Origin of the sequence: Novosphingobium decolorationis, from assembly GCF_018417475.1 — a bacterium.
GTDB classification, from domain to species: domain Bacteria; phylum Pseudomonadota; class Alphaproteobacteria; order Sphingomonadales; family Sphingomonadaceae; genus Novosphingobium; species Novosphingobium decolorationis.
Genome location: NZ_CP054856.1, coordinates 499,714 through 523,471 on the forward strand (window position 1 = coordinate 499,714; position 23,758 = coordinate 523,471).

Here is a 23,758-nt window from a genome sequence, read left to right on the forward strand (position 1 = left end):
TAGGACGCGTCCCCCGGGACAAGGTGATCGCATGCGGCAGGTTCTGTCCTGCCTTCGAAGGCTTGCGCGTGAGCGCAGCGGCAACACCTTCCTGATCTTTGCAGCTGCGGTGACGCCCTTGCTCGCGCTCGTCGGCGGAGGGATCGACATGGGTCGCAGCTACCTGTCCGAGACCCGCCTCCAGCAGGCCTGCGATTCGGGCGTGCTCGCCGCGCGCAAGGCGCTGGGCTCGCAGGTCGTGACCACCGGCACGGTTCCGACCGAAGTCTCGGTGATCGGCAACCGCTTCTTCAATGGCAACTTCGGCGAAGGCGCCTACGGCTCGCGCGATCGGACCTTCCAGATGGCGCTGGAGAGCGACTTCTCGATCTCCGGCCTGGCCAGTGCCTCGGTGCCCACCACGATCATGCGCATCTTTGGAAGAACGCATATTCCCGTCCGCGTACGCTGCGAGGCAAAGCTCAATTACTCGAACACCGACGTGATGATGGTGCTCGATACGACCGGCTCGATGGACCTCACCAATGCCGGGGACAGCGAACCCAAGATCACGATCCTGCGCCGCGTGGTGAAGGACTTTCACGCCCAGCTGGAAGGCAGCAAGACGCCGGGCGTACGTATCCGCTATGGCTTCGTGCCCTATTCCACCAACGTCAACGTGGGGTACCTGCTGCGCTCGGACTGGATGGTGAATACGGCCAGCTACGAAGGCCGCATCGCCAAGAGCACCGGCAAGACTGAAACGGTGCCGAAGTACAAGTACACCTACCAGACGCTCAGCGGAACGCGCGCCTCGCTGGCAAGCTGGTTCGACACCGAGTGTCCCGGCGACACCGCAACCTGGCAGATGATCGCCTATGGTTCGGGAACCGGATACGAGGTGTGGGACACGCGCGTGAAAGGCGACACGTTCGCCTGCGCGCCCGCCGACGGCGGCTTCACCGTGACGCCGACCCGCTACACCGATTACGTCTACCGCACATTGAAGCAGGAAGATGGTGTCGAGACCAAGGAAGTCTACAAGTGGCAGTACGACAGCGTCGCGCTCGACGTGCGTTCGCTGAAGGGTTCATCAGGCAGCGCACTCTACAAGGGCGGCGCTCTTCGCGTGCGCATGTATGGCAATCCCTCGCCGACACCCGAGAACATGTCGGCGAGCTTTCGCGGCTGCATTGAAGAGCGCGACACCTACCAGATCACCGATTATGACAATGTCGATCTCACCAAGGCGCTCGATCTCGATATCGACCGCGTCCCCCAGGCCACCCAGCCCGGCACCCAGTGGCGCCCGATCCTTCACGAGATTTCCTTCGAGCGCGCCTGGAAGGCGACCGGGGGAAGCTTCTCCAAGCAGCCGGTCATGACCGACGAGAACTTCCTGCAGGCCAGCAACTACGGCGTCACCGCCTGTCCTTCGCGCGCGCACAAGCTGGCCGAGATGACGGCGGGCGAAGTCGCGAGCTATGTGGACGCACTCAGGCCTGAAGGCAGCACGTACCACGACATCGGCATGATCTGGGGCGGACGCCTGCTGTCCCCCACCGGGATCTTCGCCAGCGAGAATGCGGACGTGAACCAGCGCCCGACGACACGCCACCTGATCTTCCTGACCGATGGCGAGACGGCGCCCAATGACTTCAGCTATGGCAGTTACGGGATCGAGCCGCTGAGCGAGCGCCGCTGGTCGCCCTCCTCGCCCTACTCGCTGACGCAGACCGTGGAGAAGCGCTTCTCCTATGCCTGCAGCGAGGTGAAGAAAAAGAACATCACCGTCTGGGTGATCGGCTTCGGCACCGAAATGACCGACATGCTCAAGACCTGTGCGGGGCCGGGCCACTGGTTCCAGGCCGACAATGCGGACCAGCTCAACGACGCCTTCGATGCCATCGCCAAGGCCATGGGCGACCTCAGGATCGTGCAATGAGCCGGCGCGATCTCTTCCAGGCCTGGGCACGGGACCAGCGCGGCGTTGCGGCGGTGGAGTTCGCGCTTGTAGCCCCCGTCATGCTGCTCACGATCTTCGGGCTCTTTGACCTGGGCTACAACGTCTACACCGCCGAACAGCTCGAAGGCTCGATCCAGAAGGCCGCGCGCGATTCGACCATCGAGGGCGCGGCGGGCCGCGCAAGCCAACTCGACGAGCGGGTGCGCGAGGCCGTCCATGCGATTGCACCGGCCGCCGAACTGACCTTCGAGCGCACGGCCTACGCCTCGTTCTCGGACATCGGCGCGCCGGAGGACTTCACCGACGTCAACGGCGATGGCACCTGCAACGCGGGCGAACCGTTCGAGGACGCCAACGGCAACGGCACATGGGACGCAAGCCAGGGCACGCGCGGCCAGGGCAGCGCCCGCGATGCGGTGCTCTACGAGGTGGAGGTCACCTATCCGCGCCCCTTCCCCGTCGCCGCGTTCCTGGGCATGAGCGACACCTTCACGATGCGCGCGCGCACGGTGCTGCGTAACCAGCCCTACGAGACCAACGACGCTCCGCCCAGCATCGGGAACTGCCCATGATCCGCCAGCTCTGCCCCGCGATCGCCACTGTCGCGCGCCGCCTCAAGGCCCTGCCCTGCGCCCGTGCCGGGGTCGCGGTAACCGAGACAGCCCTTGTGCTCCCGTTCTTTCTGGGGGCGGGCCTCGCCGGCATCGAGCTGGCCAACTACTCGCTGACGACGCTGCGCGTGGGCCAGCTGGCTGTCCAGGTCGCGGACAACGCCTCGCGCATCGGCGACATCTCGACCCTGGAGAACCGCAAGATCTACGAGGCCGACATCAACGACCTGCTTCTGGGCGCCAAGGTCCAGGCCGGATCGGGCATGGATCTCTACGAAAACGGGCGGGTGATCGTCAGCAGCCTGGAGGTCAATGCGGACGGGGATCAGTACATCCACTGGCAGCGCTGCATGGGCACGCTCAAGATCGTGTCCAGCTACGGAAAAGAAGGCGATGAGCTGCCCGACGGCATCGGGCCGGATGATCGCAAGGTGCTCGCCCAAAGCGGCGATGCGGTCGTCTTCGTGGAGATCGCCTACACCTATCGGCCGCTCATTTCCGAAGCCCTGATGGGCGCACGCCGGATCGAGAGCACCGCCTCCTACACGGTGCGATCGAGCCGGGATCTCTCGCAGATCTACCAGGTCGAGGGCCAGGCCCACGCGCCCGTCTCCTCCTGCGACAAGTTCACCGACACCACCGCCTGAGCGCCATGAGAAAAGGGCCCGCGACCGGATGGTCACGGGCCCCTTCGTCATTCCTTGCGCCGCGGTCAGGCCGCGGCAGTCACGATCAGCGGTAGCAGACCTTCTTGACCGCTTCGATCACACGGTCGGTGTCGATCAGCGCAGCATGCTCGAGGTTCGCCGCATAAGGCAGCGGAACGTCTTCGTTGCACACGCGGGTGACCGGCGCGTCGAGATCGTCGAAGCCCTCTTCCATGCAGATCGAGGCGATCTCCGAGGCAATCGAGCAGACCGGGAAGCCTTCTTCGGCAACCACGATGCGGTTGGTCTTGGCGAGGCTCTCCAGCACCGCTTCCTTGTCGAGCGGACGCAGCGTGCGCAGGTCGAGGACTTCGGCATCAATGCCTTCCTCGGCGAGCTTCTCGGCGGCTTCCAGAGCCACGCCCACGCCGATCGAGTACGAGACGATGGTCACGTCCGAACCTTCGCGCATGATGCGGGCCTTGCCGATCGGCAGGACGTGATCATCAAGCTCGGGCAGCTCGAAGTTGCGACCGTAGACGAGCTCGTTCTCGAGGAAGACCACCGGGTCCTCGCTGCGGATCGCGGCCTTCAGGAGACCCTTGGCGTCCGAGGCATCGTAGGGCGCGATGACCACGAGGCCGGGAACGCTGGCGTACCACGGACCGTAGTTCTGCGAGTGCTGCGCACCCACGCGCGAGGCCGCGCCGTTGGGACCACGGAACACGATCGGGCAGCGCATCTGGCCACCGGACATGTAGTTGGTCTTGGCGGCCGAGTTGATGATGTGGTCAATCGCCTGCATGGCGAAGTTGAACGTCATGAACTCGACGACGGGACGCAGGCCGCCCATCGCGGCGCCCGTGCCGATACCGGCAAAGCCGTACTCGGTGATCGGGGTGTCGATCACGCGCTTGGGGCCGAATTCGTCGAGCAGGCCCTGGGTCACCTTGTAGGCGCCCTGGTACTCGGCGACTTCCTCGCCCATCACGAAGACGCGCTCGTCGCGGCGCATTTCCTCGGCCATCGCGTCGCGCAGCGCGTCGCGCACGGTCGAGGTCTTCATGTTGGTGCCATGTGGCACTTCGGGGTCGCGCTTCTTGGGCTTTTCCTCGGTCGCGAGCTTGGCGGTGCCGCTGGTGGCCGAAACGTCCTGGATGACGTCCGACTTGACCTGCTGCGCTTCGACCTTGGGTTCGGCGGGCGCTTCGATCGAGGAAGCGTCTTCGCCTTCGCCGGCCAGCATGGCAATGACCGTGCCGACCTTCACGCCTTCGGTGCCTTCCTCGACGAGGATCTTGCCGACGGTACCTTCATCGATGGATTCGAATTCCATCGTCGCCTTGTCGGTCTCGATTTCGGCGAGGATCGTGCCCGAGGACACTTCGTCGCCTTCCTTGACCAGCCACTTGGCAAGCTTGCCCTCTTCCATCGTCGGGGAGAGCGCGGGCATCTTCAGTTCAATCGCCATCAGTAGCGCTCCACCAGCACGTCAGTATAGAGTTCGGACATTTCGGGTTCGGGCGAGCTTTCCGCAAAGTCGGCGGCCTCGGTGATGGCCTTGCGCACGGTCTTGTCGAGATCCTTGAGCGATTCTTCGCTCACGCCCAGTTCGACCAGTTCGGCCTTGGCGTGTTCGATCGGATCACGCTTGTCGCGAACGCCCTGCACTTCCTCGCGGCTGCGATACTTGGCCGGGTCGGACATCGAGTGACCACGGTAGCGGTAGGTGTTCAGTTCCATGAGCACGGGACCATTGCCGGCGCGCACGTATTCGAGCGCGATCTCGGCGGCCTTGCGCACTTCGAGGACATCCATGCCATCGACCTGCATGCCCGGAATGCGGAACGCGCTGCCGCGGCGGTAGAAGTGGGTTTCGGCCGAGGAACGCTTGACTGCGGTGCCCATGGCGTACTGGTTGTTCTCGATCACGAAGATGATCGGGAGCTTCCACAGCGCGGCCATGTTGAAGGCCTCGTAGACCTGGCCCTGGTTCGCGGCGCCATCGCCGAAGTAGGACATGGCGACGCCGCCGTCCTCGTTGTACTTGTGCGCGAAGGCCAGGCCCGCACCCAGCGGCACCTGCGCGCCGACGATGCCGTGGCCGCCGTAGAACTTGTGCTCGACACTGAACATGTGCATCGAGCCGCCCTTGCCCTTGGAGATGCCCGCGGCACGTCCGGTGAGCTCGGCCATGATGACCTTGGGGTCGATGCCGTAGGCCAGCATGTGGCCGTGGTCACGGTAGCCGGTGATGACCGAGTCCTTGTCGCCGTCGAGCGCGGACTGCAGGCCCACCGCAACGGCTTCCTGGCCGATGTAGAGGTGGCAGAAGCCACCGATCAGGCCAAGACCGTAGAGCTGGCCCGCCTTCTCTTCGAAACGCCGGATGAGCAGCATCTGCTCATAGAGCTTGAGCAGCTCTTCCTTGTCCGCCTTGTAGCGCTTGTCGCCTTCGAGCGCCTGCTGGAGGCTGCCGAGATCGAAGTCGTCTTGGGTGGCTGGCGTTACCGGCGTATCGGTCGTGCCGGACGCGGCGTCAGTCTTTGTTTTGGGCAATGCTGCTCCCCCTGGGGTAAGGATGGCTTCGTCCACGCGATATAGGGAGATCGCTTGGATACGGGAAGCGTTCCAACCCTGAATCGAGGGCGATTCAAAGCACTTTTTGTACCATTCGACGCAACTAGCCTTGCAAAAAAGTGCATAGCCGCCGTTTTCCGGGACGCGCGGGAGGGCGCAAATCAGGGAAGCAGGAGAACCTTTTCATCGGGACGGGCGACATTGAGATTGCTGCGCAGCAATTCGCCGGCAAGATCGGGATCAACGTGGTCCGGTGCGAGCAGGTTCACCCGGTTGCGCAAGCGGTCACGCTTGTCCTGCAAGTCGACAAGGCTCGTCCGGCGCTGTTCGAGCACGCGCTGGTTTTCCCCCCAGGCGAGCAGACCGCTCGGCCCGGCCACGGCAAAGGCACCCATGAGCAGAAGCGCCGCCACGGGCAGCCCCTGCACAAGTCGCTTTCGCACGATGGTGGTATCGCCCCGCATGGTCCTCATGACTTCGATAGAATCACAACTGATTCGCCCTGACAAGCGCTAATTCTAGGCGATTCGCCCTTTTCGATACAGAGGCGCGCACATCAGTCCGTCCGATACCCGGAACGAATTGTGTCGATAAGTTGCAAGCCCCTGCAACGAGCCTCCTGAAACGCAGGCAAACGCGATTGGTTCCACGTCGAGACCGCCCCTTCGCGCCAGCCTTTTCCCAAGACTTTCCGCCACTTCCCAGCGAGGGCGCGGCACACCCTAAAGTCCGCTAATGCGAATCTCTTGCAAAACTCTTGCAAACCTTCGCAACCCATGCGAATGGTTCGCAACAACATACAGCAGACATCTCCGGGCAACGCTCGGAACATCAGGGGGACATACGATGATCACTGGCAAGAGGCTTGGGGTGCCTGCCATGATTGCTGCACTGCTCGCGACCAGCCCGGCCCATGCCGCGGCCATCGCCCTTCCCGAAAATCTCTCGGTCGGGGCCATGTTCTGGCAGGCCGACTGGCTCGTCAAAATCGTCATGATCGGCCTGGGTCTCGCCTCGCTCGCGACCTGGACGATCTTCGTCGCCAAGCTCATGGAGCTGCGCAAGGCCAACGCGGCCGAGAAGCAGGTCCACGACCAGCTCGTCTCGCTGCGCTCGCTGCGCGACGCCGCGCTCGACGGCAACCTTGCCTTCACCCCGCTGGTGCGCGAGGCGCTCGCCGAACTGCGCCTCTCCAGTGATGCGCTTTCCGATCCCGAAGGCATCAAGGAGCGTGTCGTCTCCCGCTTCCAGCGTCACGAAGCGCTGGTGACCCGGCGCATGACCCGCGGCGTCAACGTGCTCGCCACAATCGGGGCGACCGCGCCTTTCGTCGGCCTGTTCGGAACGGTCTGGGGTATCATGAACAGCTTCATCGGCATTGCCGAGAAGCAGACCACGAACCTCGCCGTTGTCGCGCCCGGCATCGCCGAGGCCCTGCTGGCGACCGCCATCGGCCTTGTCGCGGCGATCCCGGCCGTCGTCATCTACAACCACTTCGCGCGCCAGATCGCCGCGCACAAGGCACTCGTTTCCGACAGCGCGGCCGCCATCCTGCGCCTCGTCTCGCGCGACCTCAGCCGCGGGCAGCCGATCCCGCTCGCCAAGGAAGGCTGACGCGGGATGGCGATCCAGCTCTCCGACGGCGGCGAGGACCTGCCGGTCAACCACGACATCAACGTGACGCCCTTCATCGACGTCATGCTGGTCCTGCTCATCATCTTCATGGTGGCCGCGCCGCTCGCGACCGTCGACGTCAAGGTCGACCTGCCGTCTTCGACCGCAGCGCCCGCACCCAAGCCCGAGGCTCCCGTCTACCTGACGTTGCGCCAGAGCGGCGAGATGCGCGTGGGCGAGACGGTGGTCTCTCCCGCAGCACTTGGCGAGGCGATCACCCGCGCCACTTCGGGGGACCGGGAACAGCGCGTGTTCCTGCGCGCGGACAAGAACGTGACCTACGAAGCGATCATGGACGCGATGAATGTCCTGCGCGCAGCGGGCTATCGCCATGTTGCCCTTGTTGGCGCGGAAATGGGCGCGGGAGCCTGACCATGCGCAGCCCCGACCTCCTCGATCCGGGCGCGCGCCAGCGTTGGGCCGGGGCCACCGGCATTGCCCTTGGGGGACATGCCCTGGCGCTTGGCGCAGTGCTCCTGTGGAGCCGCGACGCAGCGCCGCCCCCGCCCGAGCCCGTGGTCCTTGTCGAATTGCCCGAAGGCGCCTCGGCCCCGGCGGCCTCGCAGGCTGACGCTGAAGCCGCCGCCACGCCCGAAACCACGCCGCAACCGCCTCAGCCGACGCAGGCCCAGCCCGCGCGCGCCGAGCCGATCCCGCCTCTGCAGACGGCCGATCCGGTGCCGAGCGAACCGCGCCCGATGCCGCGTCCCATGCCCGTCGCCCTTGCGCAAAGTGCGCCACTCGCGGCGCCTGAGCGAGCCGTCTCCGTGCCTGCCCCTGCCCCGCCGGCTCCCGCGCCGGCGAGCCGCAGCACGGGCAGTGGCAAGAGGGGCGATGGCCCGGGCACCAGCGCCAAGGCACGCAAGGCCCAGGCCGACTACTTCGCGATGATCGCCGCACATCTGCAGCGCAAGAAGAGCTATCCCACGGAAGCCAAGAAGGCGCGCCAGCAGGGCACCGTGACGGTGCGCTTCACCGTGGCGCGCGACGGATCGGTCAGCGCCGTCTCGATCAAGACCTCGAGCGGGCACGACCTGCTTGATGGGGCGACGCTCGACCTCTTGCGCCGCGTGGCCCCGCTGCCGCGCATGCCGTCTTCCATGGAGCGCGACAGCGTCACGCTGGCGCTTCCGATTGATTACTCGCTGCGCACCGACTGACCGGCGCGCCGCCACAATCCAGAACCGATCACATTCGTAATGAGGGAAGTTTCGTGAAAAAGAACTCCGGGGGAATCCTGCGTCCAACCAGCCTGCGCGCAACTGGCCTGCGTGCCTCGGGACTGCGCCGCTCGGGCACGGCCGCCCTGCTGGGCGTGACCGCCGCCACGTTCGCCGTGCCGGCCATCGCGCAGGAGGTCGAGGACGAGGAAGAGATCCAGCTCGAAACGCTGCAGATCGAGGACCGTGCGGCCGACGTCAATCCCTACACCTCGCAGGGCGCGCCCTACAAGGCGCGCGTCTCGGCCGACCCGCGCCGCGTGAAGCCGCTCGCCGAAACCCCCGCCACCATCACCGTTGTCACCGAGACGCAGATGGAGGAAGCGGGCACGACCGACCTCAAGGAAGTGCTGCGCCTGCAGCCGGGCGTTACCATCGGCACGGGTGAAAACGGCAACGCCTTCGGCGACCGCTACATCATCCGCGGCGAGGAAGCGCGCAGCGACGTCTTCGTCGATGGCCTGCGCGATCCGGGCATGACCACGCGCGAGAGCTTCGCGGTCGATCAGGTCGAGATCACCAAGGGTCCCAGCGCGACCTTCGCCGGGCGCGGTGCCTCGGGCGGCGCGGTCAATGCGATCACCAAGTCGGCGAGCACCGACTACTCGTTCCACAAGGTGGACCTGGGCGTGGGTACCGACAGCTTCTGGCGCGGCACGCTCGACACCAACTGGGCGCTGGGCGAGAACGTCGCGGTCCGCGCCAACCTCCTCTACGCCAACCAGGACGTGCCCGACCGCGATCCCGCCTACCGCGAGCGCTGGGGCGCCGCTGTCTCGGGCCTCGTGCGGGTGAGCGAGGACGTGCGCGTCCAGCTCGACTACTACCACCTCACCGCCAAGGACCGCCCGGACCTGGGCGTCTACGTCGCGGCCAGCGATGCCGATGGCTACGGCGAGACCTTCGATGACCTGCCCAGCTATGCGCAGGACGAGGACTTCCTGAAGTCCGACGTCGACACGGTCACGGGCCGCATCTTCATTACCCCGATGGACGGCTTCGAGATCGTCAACTCGACCCGCTATGGCGAGAGCCACAACGGCTACGTCGCGACCGGCGCGCGCGGGAACAGCACCGGCGGCTCGATCTCGCTCAGCACCCACCAGGGCTGGCAGGACGTGAGCTACTTCGTGAACCAGCTCAACGTGATCGGCCGCTTCGAGACGGCGGGCCTAGCCCACAACCTGATCGTGGGCAGCGAATATTCGGATCACAAGGTCCGCAACGGCACCTATAGCACGACGGCCATGGGCACGCCCAATTGCGGCACCACCCGCCCCGGCTATTGCATCACCGATGAAAACGGCGAGCAGATCGTCGAGGACAGCGCGATCCGCAACCTCCTGCAGCGCGACATCACCAAGTCCAGCTGGGACTCCTTGTGGCACATGCGCACCTTGTCCTTCTACGCGATGGACACCGTGGATGTGACGCCCTGGCTTTCGCTCAACGGCGGCGTGCGCGCCGATGCCATCGACTTCGCGCTCTCCACCTACAGCGCGAGCAGCGACGCGCGCACGGACTACTACATCAACGACACCTTGTGGAACGGCCATGCCGGGGTGAGCCTGAAGCCGATGGAAGAGCTCATGCTCTACTTCACCTGGTCGACCGGCTCGAACGTCAACGGCGGCGAATCCGATCTTGGCGCCAACTGTGGCTATGGCGGCCTGTGCGTCGATCAGAACATCCCCCTTTCGGCCGGCAAGCCCGAGAGTTCGGAGTCCTTCGAAGTCGGCGCCAAGTGGGACCTGTTCGACGACCGCCTGCTGCTCACCGTGGCGGCCTTCCAGACCACCAAGGACGATGTCTACGAAACCGCCGGCCGGGGTAGCGACTACACCCCGAGCGGCTCGCTCAACACTGGCAAGACCCGCGTGAAGGGCCTCGAGATCGGCCTTGTCGGCAACATCACCAACCGCCTCTCGGCGCAGATCGGCGGCTCGATCATGGATGCCAAGGTGCTCGACAGCTACAGCGATGCCAACATCGGCCTGACGCTGGCGAACTTCGCGGACAACCAGGTGACGGGCCAGGTACGCTACCAGGCGACCGATGCCTTCGCCTTCGGTGTGACCGGCACCTACAAGAGCGCGATGTACGCAGGCCAGCCCGACGCGGCGGCAAGCTACAACGCGCAGATCGGCCGCTACACTTTCCGCGTGCCCTCCTCGACCGTGTTCGACGCCTTCGCCGAGTACAAGTTCAACACGAACTTCTCCGCGCGCATCAACGTCCAGAACATCGGCGACGAGGACTACTATACCGCCGCATACCGTTCGGGTGCCTTCCTCTACAAGGGGGACGAACGCCGCGGGACGATTACCCTGACCGGCCGCTTCTGATAGGCCATGGCGTGGCGGGCGTGCTCGGGCATGTCCGCCGCGCTGCATATCCTTTCTTGCCCGGACACCACGACGCATGCTGATTGTCATCGAGAACCTGCTCGGTCCCGACGAGGTCGCGGATCTGCGCGCGCGCCTCAACGAGGCGCGCTGGATCGACGGAAACCAGACCGCGGGCACCCGCTCCATCGCGGTCAAGCAGAACCTCCAGGTCGACCGCGAGTGCCCGGTGGGCCACGAGCTTTCCAACATCCTCTTGCGGCGTCTCGGCGAAACCCCGCGCTTCGTCTCGGCCTCGCTGGCCGAGAAGATCTGGCCCCCGGTATTCAACGCCTACCAGGACGGCGGGCATTACGGCACCCATGTCGATTCCGCGCTGATGCGCGACAATGCGCGCGGCCTGACGCTGCGCAGTGATCTCTCCGCCACGATCTTCCTCTCCGATCCCGACAGCTATGAAGGTGGCGAACTGGTCATCGAGCAGGAGTACGGCGCGCAAGGCGTGAAGCTCGCGGCCGGTGACATGGTCCTCTACCCTTCCAGCAGCTTGCACCAGGTCACGCCCGTCACCTCGGGCCAGCGCCTCTGCGCGATCCTGTGGCTGCAAAGCGCGGTAGCCGACGCGGCCGAGCGGGCGCTGCTCTACGATCTCGACCAGTCCATCCAGGCCCTGTCGAGCGACCGGGCCGTCGATGATCCTGACGTCGACCGGCTGATCCACGTCTACCACAACCTCGTGCGCCGCTGGGCGCAGGTCTGAGAGCGATGAAGCGCGCGCGCCTCTCGCTCCTGGTCAGCCTGGCGCTGGCCATTCCCGGCCTGCTCATGGTCTGGGACCTGCTCGCGAACGCGGCCTGGCCGATGGACCTGCTGGCACCCAGCGGGGAGCTTGCCGTGCGCCTGATGGTCCTGGCGATGCTGCCCGGCCCGCTTGTCGAACTGGTCGGGACCAACCGCTTTCTCAAGGGATGGCTGCCGATCCGCCGTAACCTCGGCGTCGCAGCCTCCGGTTACGGCCTGCTGCACCTTGCCTTCTACGTCATCGACATGACGCCCGCGGGCATTGTCTCCGAACTTGGCCTCCCCGGCATCTGGACAGGCTGGCTTGCGCTGGCTCTCCTCATGGTCCCCGCCTCGATCAGTTTCAACACGGCTGTTCGCTGGCTCGGCCGCCGCTGGAAGACGCTGCAGCGCCTCGTCTACCCTGCCCTTCTCCTGGCCCTTGCACACTGGTTGCTGCTGGGCTGGAGTTCCACCCCCGCCCTCGTCCACGTCGCCCCGCTCGTCCTCGTCTGGGCCGCCCGCGCGTGGAAACGCCATCGCATCCGCAAGGGAGCCTTCACCGCATGACCCGCCTGTTCACCTCGCTCGCCTGCGCGGGCCTCGCCCTCTCGGCCCTTGGCCTTTCCGCCCCGGCCCTCGCCGATGGTGATGTCGCCTGCAAGGCCGGTCCCGAGGCCAATTGGAAGCCCATCGAAAAGCTCAAGAAGAAGATCTGGCAGGAAGGCTGGACGCTTCTCAAGATGCAGGTCGAGGGCGACTGCTACGAGGTATATGCCCGCAACAACGCAGGCCAGGTGCTCGAAGCGTTCTACCACCCGGTGACGCTGGAGAAGCTCGTCGTCTATCGTCGGGGCACCGAGATCTACCGCAAGAAGGGCTTCTAAGGGGCACCCTCTCCCCCTGCTGGATCGCCCGGCGGCACATTGCCCACCGCCTTGTTGACCGCAATGAAGCGGGTGCGCAGGTTGCCCTCGCTTTGGGCAAGCTCGCGCTGTGCACCCAGCACGGCGCGGCGCGCATCAAGCAGCGGCAGGTAGCTGACGTTGCCCGCCGCATAGTTCGCCTGCACCAGATCACGCCGCCGCTCGGCGCCGGCAAGGCGCGCGGCCAGTTCATCGCGGCGGCTGCGCTCGGCGCCATAGCCATTGAGCGCGTCATCGATTTCCTGCCAGGCGCTCAGCACCGTCTGCTGGAAGCGCACCGCGGCCTCGCGCTGCTCGATCCGGCGCAGCGCGACAACTCGGCGGCGGCGCCCGCCATCGAAGAGCGGCAGGTTGAGGCTCGGCCCCACCGACCAGGTGCGACTGCCCCAGTCGAACAGGTTTTCACTGCGATAGGACTCCAGGCTGAAGCCTCCCCCCAGGCGAATGCTGGGATAGAGGTCGGCCACGGCAACCCCGATCTCGGCCGTGGCCGCATGGAGCTGCGCGCCCGCCGCGCGCACATCGGGCCGCCCCAGCGCCACCTCGGACGGGAGCCCCAGCCCCAGATCCGGATCACTCGGCACCCCCGTACCGGCAGGCGGATCGAGAAGGTCCTGCAATCCCCCCGGGCGCTCTCCGGTCAGGACCGCCAGCGCGTTGATGAGCGCAGCCTCCTGCGCGCGGAGCGGGGCAAGAGTGGCCTGCGCACCGGCGCGCGCCATCGTTTCGCCTTCGAGCACCGCGTGCCCGTCGAGCCCGGCTCGAACCCGCGCGCCGACGATCTCCTCACGCTCTGTCAGGATGTCCCGGTCCTCTTGCGCCAAGGCCAGTTGGCGCTGCACACTGCGCAGTTCGACATAGCTGCGCGCGACCTCGCTCGCCACCGTCAGGCGCGCCTGCTCGAGCGTCGCGGCCTGCCCTTCCACGCGGGCATCGGCGACCTCCAGCGAACGGCGCACCTTGCCCCACAGGTCCGGCTCCCACCCGGCATCGAAACCGCCCTGGAAGAGCGTGAAGGGATTGGCGAGGAAGCGCGCCATCTGGTCGCGCTCGGCCTCACTGCCGATCACGTCGAACAGGCGGGTCGAGGCGCCGTTCTCGCTCAACCGCTGGCGCGTGAGCGAACCCGACAGGTTGACCTGGGGCAGCCCCGCCGCCTTCGCTCCGCCGCGCTGCACCCGTGCGGCTGCAAAATGGAGCGCAGCGCTCGCAATATCCGGGTTCGCCACCAGGGCGCGCGCCTCCAGATCGTTCAGCACCGGATCGCCCCAGAGCGTCCACCAGTCGGCGGGCAGCGCCGCACCATCCGTCGAAGTGGTGTGCAGCGTACCATCGCCCGAGCGCCAACTGTGCCAATCAGCCGGGGCCTCCAACGACGGCGCTGCATAGTCCGGCCCCACCGTGCAGGCCCCCAGCGTGAGGGCGAGGAGCAGGGGCGAAGCCGTCGTTCGTGCACGCGAAGAATGGTGGGTCATGCAGCGTCTCGCAGGTTCGAGGTTCAGGCCAGACGGTGGCGAAAGAGCCATGCCGCAAGCGGCAGTGTCAGCGCCGCGATCACGAACATGGGGATGAAGTCGTGGTAGATGTCGGTGATCCCTGCGCCCTCCAGATAGACCCGCCGCACAAGGTCGACGCCAAAGCGCAAGGGGTTCGCGTAGGTCGCGACCTGAAGCACCTCGGGCATATTGCGCACGGGGGTGATGAGGCCCGAAAGCAGCGTCAGTGGCATGATGATGAGAAAGGTATAAAGCATCGCCTGCTGCATGTTGAGCGCCACCGAGGACAGCGACATGCCGATCCCGACCGAAGCCCCGGTAAAGCCCAGCAAGCCAAGGTAGAGCAGCCAGACCGATCCGCTCATCGGGATGTCGAACCAGAACAGCGAGATCAGCAGCACGATCGTGGATTGCAGCATGCCGACGACAATCGAGGGCACCGCCTTGCCGACCAGAATCTGCAAGGGGGTAAGCGGGGTGACGAGGAGCTGGTCGAAAGTCCCCTGCTCGCGCTCACGCGCGACCGAGAGCGCGGCGAGGAGCAGCGTCTGCAGCATGCTCAGCGTCGCGACCATGGCGGGCACGATCTGCCAGCGCGATTCCAGGTTCGGGTTGAACCAGGCGCGGCGCACCAGTTCGAGCCCCGCCCCGCCCCCACGCGCCGCGTTGAAGGCCACCACCACAGATGCGACGTAGCCCGAGGCCGAACCCGCTGTCGTCGAATTGCGCCCATCGAGAATCAGTTGCACCGGGGCCCGGCGCCCGGCGGCGAGGCTCTCGGCGAAGTCCGCAGGTATCGCGATGACCATGAGCGCGCGCTGCTCGTCGATCACCAGCGCGATCTGGTGGGCGTTGGCGAGCGTCGCCTCGCGCCGGAACACCCCCGTCCCATCGAGCCGGGCCAGCAGTTCGCTGGAGGCCGCGCTGTGGCTCTGGTCGAGCACCGCGTAGGGCACGTTGGTAAGGTCGAAGGAGGCCGCATAGCCGAACAGCAAGGTCTGCACGAAAGCGGGCGCGAACAGGACGATACGGTTGGCCGGGTCCTTGAAGATCGCGAGCAGCTCCTTGCGGATCAGCGTGAGGATCGGGAAGATCAGGGCGCTCAGGGCCTCCATCGGCGCGCCTTCAGTCGAGCCGCTTGCGCACGGTGCGCCGCGTCAGGAAAGTGAGAAGAAGCGCATAGCCCCCCAGGATCGCGCAGCTGCGCGCGACCATTGCCCAGTCGGTCCCGGCCAGAAACAGCGTCTTGATGAGCGTCATGAAGTGGGTGGCGGGCACGATCTGGGCGGCGATCTCGACACCGATCGGCACGTTGCGCAAGTCGAACACGAAGCCTGACAGCATCATCGCGGGCATGAAGCTGGTGAGGAGCGCCACCTGGCTCGCCGCGAACTGGTTGCGGGTCGCCCCCGAAATCCAGAGCCCCAGGAGCAGCGAGACGATGAGGTACATCGTCGAGGAGACGAGGACCGCCAGCAGCGAGCCGCGGATCGGCACATCGAAAAGGACGCGCGCGGCCACCAGGCACATGGCGAGGTCGACAAGTCCGACAAGAATGTAGGGCGCGAGCTTGGCGAGCACGATCTCGAGGGGGCGCACCGGGGTCACGAACAGCGATTCCAGCGTGCCGCGCTCCCACTCGCGCGCTACCAAGAGCGAGGTCAGGAACGCGCCCACCAGCGTCATGATGAGAACGACGAGCCCCGGCACCAGGTACCAGGTGCTGTTCGAGGTCTCGTTGAACCAGACGCGCTGCACGATCTCCACCTGTCCGGCGCCGGACAGCGCGCCCTCCCCGCGATCACCACGGTGCTCCAGTGTCTTGGAGATGGATCCTGAAAGATAGGCTTCCAGCGTGCTGGCCGTCACCGAATCGATCCCGTTGAGGACGACCTGCACGCGTCCGCTGCCCGCTGCATACCGGCGCGCGAAGTCGACCGGGAGATGGACGATGGCATCCACGCGGCCATCGCCCAGCAGGTGCTCGGCCTCGGCCATGCTCGTGACCCGTCGCGGCGCGAGATAGCGCGAGCCCTCCAGCCCCGAGACCACCTCGCGTGCAGCCACAGACGGCGTGTCGATGACGACGGCGACAGGCGCGTTGCGCACGTCGAAGGAGAGGCCGTAGCCGAACAGCAGGATTAGCGCGAGCGGGAGCAGGAACCCCACGAGGAGGTTCGAGCGGTCTCGCACCATCTGGCGCATTTCCTTGCGCACCAGCGCAGTCAGGCGCTGGACAAAGCCCGATCCTGGCGCGCTCATGCCACGCTCTCCGGCGCGGCGGCTCTGCTCCGCTCCTGCGCTCGCGCGGTCTCGACAATGGCGATGAAGGCGCTGTTCATGTCCTGCCCCCGCGGGCCCGCCTCCTCGCGCACTTCGCGCGGAGTCCCCAGCGCAAGCAGACGGCCCGCGTCCTGGATTGCGATGCGGTCACAGTACTCGGCCTCTTCCATGAAGTGCGTGGTCACGATGATCGTCACGCCCTCCTGCGAAAGCTGGGTGATCGTGCGCCAGAACGCGCGCCGGGCCAGGGGGTCGATGCCGCTGGTGGGCTCGTCGAGGAACAGGATCCGGGGCCCGTGCAAGAGCCCTGCCGCCATCGCCAGGCGCTGCTTGTAGCCGTGCGGAAGAGTGCCGCTCTGCGCCTGGGGGGCGAGATCGAAGCGGGTCTCGATGGCGCGTACCCGCGCACGGAGGGACCGGCCACGCAGGCCGTAGGCGCCGCCGAAGAACTCCAGGTTCTCGCGCACCGAGAGGTTCGCATAGAGCGAGAACTTCTGCGCCACGTACCCGATGCGCCGCCGCGCCGTCGCGCGCGCCTGGCGCAGGTTCACCCCCGCCACCTCCAGATGCCCGCTGGTCGCCGGAAGCAGCCCGCAGAGCATGCGGAAGGTGGTTGTCTTGCCCGCGCCATTGGGACCCAGGAGACCGAATATCTCGCCCGGCCGAACATCGAAACTGGTGCTGGCAACCGCGGTGAAGTCGCCGAAACGGCGCACCAGGTCGCGCACGACGATGATCGGCGCGCTGTCCTGTTCCCGCTCCGGCCCGGCGCTGGACAGGACCGCTTCCCCGCCCTGATCCGGCCCACCCTGGTCGGGCGTGGTCGGCTCGTCTCCCTCCTCGTGCGCCCGCAACAGAAGCATGAAGGCGTCTTCCAGTTCCTCCTCGCGGGCCCGCACTTCGCAGCCGGCCAGCAGATCGTCGAGACTGTCCGCTGCGCATTCAGGTCGGCGGATGAAATGAACCTCGCCCCCGCTCGGCACGGCATCGACAATCCGGCCCGGCGCATCAATCAGGCGCGCCTGCAAGTCGCGGGCGGGCTCACGCTCGCGCGGCGCGGCGACGTACGTGAGCCCGGCAACCCGCGCGCGCAATTCACCGGGTGTGCCTTCAGCCAGTTGTTCGCCCTTGTTGAAAACATGGACCCGCTCGCAGCGCGCCGCCTCGTCCATGTAGGCCGTGCTGACCAGAACGCTGAGCCCCTCTTCGGCAATCATCTGTTCGATGATCTCCCACAAGTCACGGCGCGAGAGAGGATCGACCCCCACGCTCGGCTCGTCGAGCAGCAAGAGATCGGGTACACGCACCAGCGTGCAGGCGAGGCCCAGCTTCTGCTTCATGCCACCTGAAAGATTGCCTGCCGGACGCGCAGTAAAGCGCGCGAGGTCGGTCATCTCCAGGAGCCGGGCGAACCGCTCGCGTCGCAGGTTCGCGGGCACGCCGTGAAGATCGGCGTAGAGATCGAGGTTCTCCTGGATACTGAGATCTTCATAGAGCCCGAAGCGCTGGGGCATGTAGCTGATGCGGCTCTGAATTTCCTGTGCGTCCTGCGCGGCGTCATGCCCCAGCACATGCAGTGCGCCTCCATCGGCTCGCAGCAACCCCGCGATCATGCGCATCAGCGTTGTCTTGCCGGCCCCATCGGGACCGACGAGCGCGGTCAACCGGCCCGCTGCGACCTCGAAGGACACACCTTTCAGGGCGTCGAAGGGCGCGCCGTCAGGCCCCTCGAAACGCTTGACCAGATCGCGCGCGACGATGATCGGCGGCGCGTGCTCCACCTCTCCGACCTCACGGATGTCCAGCGCTGGACTCACTTCTGTCCACCGATGTCCAGACGCACCGTGACCGGCTGGCCAAGACGCAAGGCCTCACGGGTGTCCGAGACGATCACGCGCACCTCGTAGACCAGCGCCGTGCGCAGCTCCTCGGTCTCGACCGACTTGGGCGTGAACTCGGCGACCGAGGAAATGTAGCCGACCTGCCCCTTCACCGGCGCGTCGGGCGCACTGTCGCTGGTTACATGCGCGGCCATGCCGGGATGAACCCGTCCCAGGTCCGCCTCACCGACGTAGACACGCACCCACTTGGGCGACAGGAGCGCCAGATCCAGCACCGGCCGCTGGGGCGATGCCATGTCCCCCTCCTCAAGCAGCCGCGCCCGGACGACCCCGCGATGGGGCGCGCGCAGGACGCCCATCTCGACGCGGTGGCGCAGCAACGCGGCCTGCGCTTCGGCGGCCTGGACTTGCGCGGCGGCGGTGGCCACCTGCTCGGCGCGCGGCCCCTTGCGCGCGAGTGTCAGCGCCTGTCCGGCTTCCCCGGCGCGCGCCGCCGCCGCTTCGGCCGCGCTCCTTGCCGCGTCGAGATCCTGCGTGCTGACCGCCCGGCCGTCAGTTGCGGCACGTGCCTGCTGCATACGGGCAAGGTCCTGGCGGGTGCGAGCGGCTTCGGCCTGCGCCGCGCGCCGCGCCTCACGAGCCTGGGCAATTTCCTCGGGGCGCGAGCCGTTGCGCAGTTGGTCCAGTTGCGCGCGGCGAGCCGCCAGTTCCGCCTCGGCCTGGCGGGCCTGCAGCGCGAGCGTCTCGGTATCGAGCCGGGCGACGATATCTCCGGCGGCCACCGTATCCCCCTCCTCGACGTTCAGCTCGGCAAGGCGCCCAGCCTCCTCGAACGCCAGCGAGACCTGACGCACATCGACATTCCCATGCAGTTCGAGGACCCCGTCCCGGTCATCACCCCGCCCCAGGAACCAGAAGAGAGTGAGCGCCACGAGGACAAGCGCCAGCAGCGCGGCTCCGACCGATTTCTTCATGCCCCTTACGAACCCCCGAGTCGTTTCCGCACCGCAATCCGACAGGAAGACTGCCACCACCGCGCGCCCAAGAAAACCGCGCCAGATCAAATTGGACGAATGTCTTTGCAGCCCGATTGCACTGCAACACGCCCGACCCCATCGGAGACAGGCCATCTGCCGCTTGGGAAATCGGCCCGGTCCTGCTACGCGGCCCGCCATGCTGACGATCCGCGACATCACCGTGCGCCTTGGGGGCCGCACCATCCTCGACCAGGCCAGTGCGACCATCCCCAACGGGGGCAAGGTCGGCCTCATCGGCCGCAACGGCGCGGGCAAGTCGACGCTGGTCAAGACCGTGATCGGCGAGCTGGAACCCGATGGCGGTTCGGTCGACCTGCCGCGCCGCGCGCGCCTTGGTTACATTGCGCAGGAAGCACCCAGCGGCACCAAGACCCCGTTCGAGGCGGTGCTGGACGGCGACACCGAACGCACACAGCTGCTCGCGGAAGCCGAGACCTGCACCGATCCCAATCGCCTGGGCGATGTGCACGAGCGCCTGATCGCGATCGACGCCTACTCGGCCCCCGCCCGCGCCGCGCGGATCCTCGTCGGCCTCGGCTTCGACGAGGAGATGCAGGGCCAACCGCTGGACAGCTTCTCGGGCGGGTGGAAGATGCGCGTCGCGCTGGCCGCGCTGCTCTTCTCCCAGCCCGACGTGCTGCTGCTCGACGAGCCCTCGAACCACCTCGATATCGAAGCCACGCTCTGGCTGGAAAGCTTCCTCTCGAGCTATCCCGGCACGCTGATCGTCATCAGCCACGAACGCAGCCTCCTCAACCGCGTGGTCGACCACATCTGCCACTTGCAGAACGGCAAGCTCACGCTCTATCCCGGCACCTACGACAGCTTCGAGCGCCTGCGCGCCGAACGCGCGGCGCAGGCCGAAGCCGCCAAGGCGAGCCAGGAAGCCCAGCGCAAGAAGCTGGCGGATTACGTCGCACGCAACTCCGCGCGCGCCTCGACCGCCAAGCAGGCCCAGTCGCGCGCGAAGATGCTGGCCCGCATGCAGCCGATCGCGACGCTCGCCGAAGATCCCTCGATGCGCTTCGAGTTTCCGAGTCCCGACGAACTGCGCCCGCCGTTGGTCACGCTCGACATGGCCGCCGTCGGATACGAAGAAGGCAAGCCGATCCTGCGCCGGCTCAACCTGCGCATCGATCCCGACGACCGCATTGCCCTGCTTGGACGCAACGGCAACGGCAAGACCACGCTCGCGCGCCTGATCGCGCGCCAGCTCGAGCCGATGGAAGGCGAAACCAACTTCTCGCCGCGCATCCGCATCGGCTACTTCACCCAGTACCAGGTCGAGGAACTGCCCGAAGGCTCAACCCCGCTCGAACTGATGACCCGCGCCATGCCCGACAAGCCGCCGCAGGCCGTGCGGAACCAGCTCGGCCGCTTCGGCTTCTCGGGCGACCGGGCGACTTCGGACACGCACACCATGTCGGGCGGCGAACGTGCACGCCTGGCGCTGGCGCTGGTCACGCGCGATGCGCCGCACATGCTCATCCTCGACGAGCCGACAAACCACCTCGATGTCGACGCGCGCGAAGCGCTGGTCCAGGCGCTCAACGCCTATGAAGGCGCCGTCATCCTCGTCAGCCACGACCGCCACATGGTGGAACTCGCCGCCGACCGCCTCGTGCTTGTCGATAAGGGTGAGGCCCGGGCCTACGACGGTTCGATGGACGACTACATCGACTTCGTCCTGGGACGGAACCAACCCAAGGCCGAGGAACCGCAGCGCGCAAACGAAGCCAAGCCCGCCCGCAAGTCAGGCGCAGTCGCGCGCGAGGAGCTGAAGGCCCTGCGCCGCAAGGTGACCGAGGCCGAGACGGCGATGAAGCGCCTCCAGACCCGGCTCGCCGCGCTCGACGCGGCCCTGGTCGATCCCGCGAGCGCCAAGGGCGACCTCAAGGGCCTGGGCCTCGGCGCCATCGGACAGAAGCACACCGAAGTGACCGAAGCGCTGGACGAAGCCGAGATGACCTGGCTCGAAGCCAGCGAGGCGCTCGACGAGGTCATGGGGAACGGGTGAGGCCGGTAAGCCCAATGCCAGGGCGGACATCCGCGAACACCAGTAAGCATATAGAAATTAAGAAGGAAGTTCCGAGGGCCATTGCCCTCGGGCCCCTCAAACTGTCGGCCTCACCTTTCACGCGCTGCCGTGGCTGCGAAAGGTGAGGTCGCCGATTTTGGGGTCAAGGGGTAATAACCCCTTGAAAAAATACCCTTCCTGGTCCTGCACGTGTCTACTCGCTGACCATCACGCTTGCCTAGAGCCCCCTGGATCAAGGCGCTGAGAGCGCACGTTTACCAGCGCTGGACATAGACCTGTCCGACGCTAGCCAACGAAAAAGGGCCGGACACGTGGTCCAGCCCTCTTCTTTGCCTCAAGCGCGCGCGGCGACGATCAGCCCCGGCGGCTCTTGCCCTTCGGGCCGCCACCGTGGCCACCGTGGCTCGAGGCGCCGCGGTGCGGGCCTTCGCGGCGCGGACCGTCGCGGCGCGGCGGCTTGCCGCCACCGTTGAACGGACGGGCCTTGCGCGGCGGACCGTCGTTGCCGCCACGCGGACCACCACGGAAACCACCGGGGCGTCCCGGCGGCGGCGCGGCCGAACGCTCGAAGCGGATGGCCTTCTCGAAGTCATCGTCTTCCGAACCGGCGGTCTTCTCTACGGTCTGGGCAAAACGGTCGGCCATGGCGGCCGGGATCTCGACGAAGGTCTCATGCACGAGAATGCGGATCTGGCCGATGACATCGCTCGACACGTGGCCACGACGGCACACGACCGGGAGCACCCAGCGCGGCTCGGCCTGGTCCTTGCGGCCGATGTTCATGCGGAACCAGACCGCGTCCTCGAAGCCTTCGCCCCGCTTGCCACGGCCCGGCTTCTCGACCTTGCCGAGGAGTTCCTCGGGCTGCGGCATCGTTTCGCGCTGCGCAGCGACGAGAGCCGCTGCGAGGTCTTCGGCCGGAACCTTCTCCATAAGTGCGCGGGCGATCTCGCGGTCGTCCTCGGTGATTTCGCGCGGCGCGGTCAGCGCCTCGATGATGCGCTCACGGTCCTTGGCACGAATGACCTCAGGGCCGGGAACTTCGGTCCACTCGGCCGGGATCTTCGCGTCGCGCAGCATGTATTCAACGCGGCGACGGCGTGAATGCGGAACGAGCAGGACGGCGGTGCCCTTCTTGCCCGCACGGCCGGTACGGCCCGAACGGTGCTGGAGCGTCTCGGCATCGCGCGGGATCTCGACGTGGACGACGAGCGTCAGCGTGGGAAGGTCGATACCGCGCGCGGCGACGTCGGTCGCAACGCACACACGAGCACGCTTGTCACGCAGCGCCTGGAGCGCGTTGTTACGCTCGTTCTGCGAGTGCTCGCCCGAAAGCGCCACGGCGGAGAAGCCGCGCTCGACCAGTTGCGCGTGCAGGTGCTTCACCTTGTCGCGCGTCGCGCAGAACAGGATCGCGGTCTCGGCCTCATGGAAGCGCAGGATGTTGATCGCCGCGTTCTCGACGTCCGAAGGAGACACCGTCACCGCCTGGTAGGCGATGTCGCCGTGGCCGCGGCTTTCGCCCACGGTCGAAATGCGCAGCGCGTTGTTCTGGTACTGACGTGCCAGCTGCTCGATGCCGCGCGGCATGGTCGCCGAGAAGAGCAGCGTACGGCGCTCGGCCGGGGTCGCGTCGAGGAGTTCCTCAAGGTCTTCGCGAAAGCCCATGTCGAGCATCTCGTCGGCCTCGTCGAGGACAGCCACGCGCAGCTCGGAGAGGTCGAGCTTGCCACGCTCAAGGTGGTCGCGCAGACGGCCGGGGGTGCCCACGACAATCGCGGCGCCCTTCTCCAGCTTCTTGCGCTCGGCCACGGGGTCCATGCCGCCCACGCACGTCACGATACGCGCGTTGGTGGGGGCGTAGAGCCAGCTCAGTTCGCGGCTGACCTGCAGAGCGAGTTCGCGGGTCGGGGCGATGACCAGTGCGAGCGGCGTGCGCGCATAGGGCAGGTCCTCGGCCGCAAGCATCTGCTCGGCCATGGCGAGGCCGAACGCCACCGTCTTGCCCGAGCCCGTCTGCGCCGAGACGAGAAGGTCGCGGCCTTCCGCTTCCCCTTCGCAGACAGCCTCCTGCACGGCGGTCAGCTTTTCATAGCCCTGGCCGGTCAGCGCGGCTGCAAGAGGTTCGGGGAGGTGTTCAAAATTGGAAGGCATCAACGGTTCATGCCGCCAAAAAGCGGCCTCTCGGTCAGGGGGATTCGGGAAGCTGGCCCGCACATCGGGCAAACAGTCGGCGCCCCCATAGACGAAAGCGCGCCACAATGCGCGCCCCAATTTCGTTTTCGGGCGATTTTTTATCGAGGCTGTCCCGTTCCGCGCCGGGCCGAGTGCCGGA

20 protein-coding genes are annotated in these 23,758 nt (G+C 66.5%); 11 read left to right on the forward strand and 9 right to left on the reverse strand.

Annotated features, from left to right (window positions below):
* Window positions 1-31 precede the first annotated feature (31 nt).
* Genes HT578_RS02350 through HT578_RS02360 form a run of 3 tightly spaced genes read left to right on the forward strand, consistent with a single transcriptional unit; the run spans window position 32 to window position 3,203 of the window.
* Window positions 32-1,924 carry a Tad domain-containing protein gene (locus tag HT578_RS02350; RefSeq protein ID WP_213501991.1) on the forward strand — a complete coding sequence of 631 codons (1,893 nt, stop codon included), beginning with the start codon at window positions 32-34 and terminating at the stop codon, window positions 1,922-1,924.
* On the forward strand, window positions 1,921-2,517 hold the full coding sequence (locus HT578_RS02355) for a TadE/TadG family type IV pilus assembly protein (RefSeq protein WP_213501993.1): 597 nt from the start codon (window positions 1,921-1,923) through the stop codon (window positions 2,515-2,517). The genes HT578_RS02350 and HT578_RS02355 overlap by 4 nt, the downstream gene beginning before the upstream one ends.
* A complete protein-coding gene (locus tag HT578_RS02360; protein WP_213501995.1) occupies window positions 2,514-3,203 on the forward strand; it encodes a TadE/TadG family type IV pilus assembly protein in 690 nt (229 codons plus the stop codon). The genes HT578_RS02355 and HT578_RS02360 overlap by 4 nt, the downstream gene beginning before the upstream one ends.
* An 85-nt stretch (window positions 3,204-3,288) precedes the next feature.
* Here HT578_RS02360 and HT578_RS02365 read toward each other — a convergent pair whose 3' ends face one another.
* From HT578_RS02365 to HT578_RS02375, 3 genes are all read right to left on the reverse strand, one after another.
* The gene (locus HT578_RS02365; protein ID WP_039393437.1) at window positions 3,289-4,674 is read right to left on the reverse strand and encodes a pyruvate dehydrogenase complex E1 component subunit beta; all 1,386 of its coding nucleotides are present in this window, start codon (window positions 4,672-4,674) and stop codon (window positions 3,289-3,291) included.
* A complete protein-coding gene (gene pdhA, locus HT578_RS02370) occupies window positions 4,674-5,762 on the reverse strand; it encodes a pyruvate dehydrogenase (acetyl-transferring) E1 component subunit alpha (protein WP_213501997.1) in 1,089 nt (362 codons plus the stop codon). The genes HT578_RS02365 and pdhA overlap by 1 nt, the downstream gene beginning before the upstream one ends.
* A gap of 182 nt (window positions 5,763-5,944) precedes the next feature.
* Window positions 5,945-6,196: an FtsB family cell division protein gene (locus tag HT578_RS02375; protein ID WP_338422159.1), complete on the reverse strand. Its 252-nt coding sequence runs from the start codon at window positions 6,194-6,196 to the stop codon at window positions 5,945-5,947.
* A 466-nt stretch (window positions 6,197-6,662) separates the two neighbouring features.
* Between HT578_RS02375 and exbB the strand changes: the two genes are divergently transcribed.
* The 7 genes from exbB (at window position 6,663) to HT578_RS02410 (ending at window position 12,689) form a co-directional block, all read left to right on the forward strand.
* Window positions 6,663-7,397 (forward strand): tonB-system energizer ExbB, encoded by a 735-nt coding sequence (gene exbB, locus HT578_RS02380; RefSeq protein ID WP_239026590.1) that lies wholly within the window; start codon window positions 6,663-6,665, stop codon window positions 7,395-7,397.
* Window positions 7,398-7,403: 6 nt separating this feature from the next.
* Window positions 7,404-7,829: a TonB system transport protein ExbD gene (exbD, locus tag HT578_RS02385; protein WP_039393430.1), complete on the forward strand. Its 426-nt coding sequence runs from the start codon at window positions 7,404-7,406 to the stop codon at window positions 7,827-7,829.
* A gap of 2 nt (window positions 7,830-7,831) precedes the next feature.
* Entirely contained in the window at window positions 7,832-8,617 is a 786-nt protein-coding gene (locus tag HT578_RS02390; RefSeq protein ID WP_213501999.1) for a TonB family protein, read from the forward strand.
* 53 nt (window positions 8,618-8,670) lie between these two features.
* Entirely contained in the window at window positions 8,671-11,022 is a 2,352-nt protein-coding gene (locus HT578_RS02395) for a TonB-dependent receptor (RefSeq protein WP_213502000.1), read from the forward strand.
* Between the two features lie 76 nt (window positions 11,023-11,098).
* Window positions 11,099-11,782 (forward strand): Fe2+-dependent dioxygenase, encoded by a 684-nt coding sequence (locus HT578_RS02400; RefSeq protein ID WP_039393424.1) that lies wholly within the window; start codon window positions 11,099-11,101, stop codon window positions 11,780-11,782.
* 5 nt (window positions 11,783-11,787) lie between these two features.
* Complete coding sequence (locus HT578_RS02405; RefSeq protein WP_213502002.1) at window positions 11,788-12,372, forward strand: ferric reductase-like transmembrane domain-containing protein; 585 nt, start codon at window positions 11,788-11,790, stop codon at window positions 12,370-12,372.
* Window positions 12,369-12,689, forward strand: a complete 321-nt coding sequence (locus HT578_RS02410; protein WP_052322517.1) for a PepSY domain-containing protein — start codon at window positions 12,369-12,371, stop codon at window positions 12,687-12,689. Before HT578_RS02405 ends, HT578_RS02410 begins: the two co-directional genes overlap by 4 nt.
* Here the strand turns inward: HT578_RS02410 and HT578_RS02415 are convergent.
* The 5 genes from HT578_RS02415 to HT578_RS02435 are packed head-to-tail and all read right to left on the reverse strand — an operon-like array spanning window position 12,686 to window position 19,322.
* On the reverse strand, window positions 12,686-14,203 hold the full coding sequence (locus HT578_RS02415) for an efflux transporter outer membrane subunit (RefSeq protein ID WP_213502003.1): 1,518 nt from the start codon (window positions 14,201-14,203) through the stop codon (window positions 12,686-12,688). The genes HT578_RS02410 and HT578_RS02415 overlap by 4 nt on opposite strands.
* A 23-nt stretch (window positions 14,204-14,226) precedes the next feature.
* The gene (locus tag HT578_RS02420) at window positions 14,227-15,339 is read right to left on the reverse strand and encodes an ABC transporter permease (RefSeq protein ID WP_213502005.1); all 1,113 of its coding nucleotides are present in this window, start codon (window positions 15,337-15,339) and stop codon (window positions 14,227-14,229) included.
* Between the two features lie 10 nt (window positions 15,340-15,349).
* Window positions 15,350-16,486: an ABC transporter permease gene (locus tag HT578_RS02425; RefSeq protein WP_213502006.1), complete on the reverse strand. Its 1,137-nt coding sequence runs from the start codon at window positions 16,484-16,486 to the stop codon at window positions 15,350-15,352.
* Window positions 16,483-18,324, reverse strand: a complete 1,842-nt coding sequence (locus HT578_RS02430; RefSeq protein WP_239026449.1) for an ATP-binding cassette domain-containing protein — start codon at window positions 18,322-18,324, stop codon at window positions 16,483-16,485. The genes HT578_RS02425 and HT578_RS02430 overlap by 4 nt, the downstream gene beginning before the upstream one ends.
* Window positions 18,321-19,322 (reverse strand): HlyD family secretion protein, encoded by a 1,002-nt coding sequence (locus HT578_RS02435; protein ID WP_213502009.1) that lies wholly within the window; start codon window positions 19,320-19,322, stop codon window positions 18,321-18,323. Before HT578_RS02435 ends, HT578_RS02430 begins: the two co-directional genes overlap by 4 nt.
* A gap of 199 nt (window positions 19,323-19,521) precedes the next feature.
* Here HT578_RS02435 and HT578_RS02440 point away from each other — a divergent pair, with 199 nt between their 5' ends.
* Window positions 19,522-21,402, forward strand: a complete 1,881-nt coding sequence (locus tag HT578_RS02440; RefSeq protein WP_213502010.1) for an ABC-F family ATP-binding cassette domain-containing protein — start codon at window positions 19,522-19,524, stop codon at window positions 21,400-21,402.
* A 375-nt stretch (window positions 21,403-21,777) separates the two neighbouring features.
* Here HT578_RS02440 and HT578_RS02445 read toward each other — a convergent pair whose 3' ends face one another.
* Entirely contained in the window at window positions 21,778-23,577 is a 1,800-nt protein-coding gene (locus tag HT578_RS02445; RefSeq protein WP_213502012.1) for a DEAD/DEAH box helicase, read from the reverse strand.
* Between the last annotated feature and the right edge of the window lie 181 nt (window positions 23,578-23,758).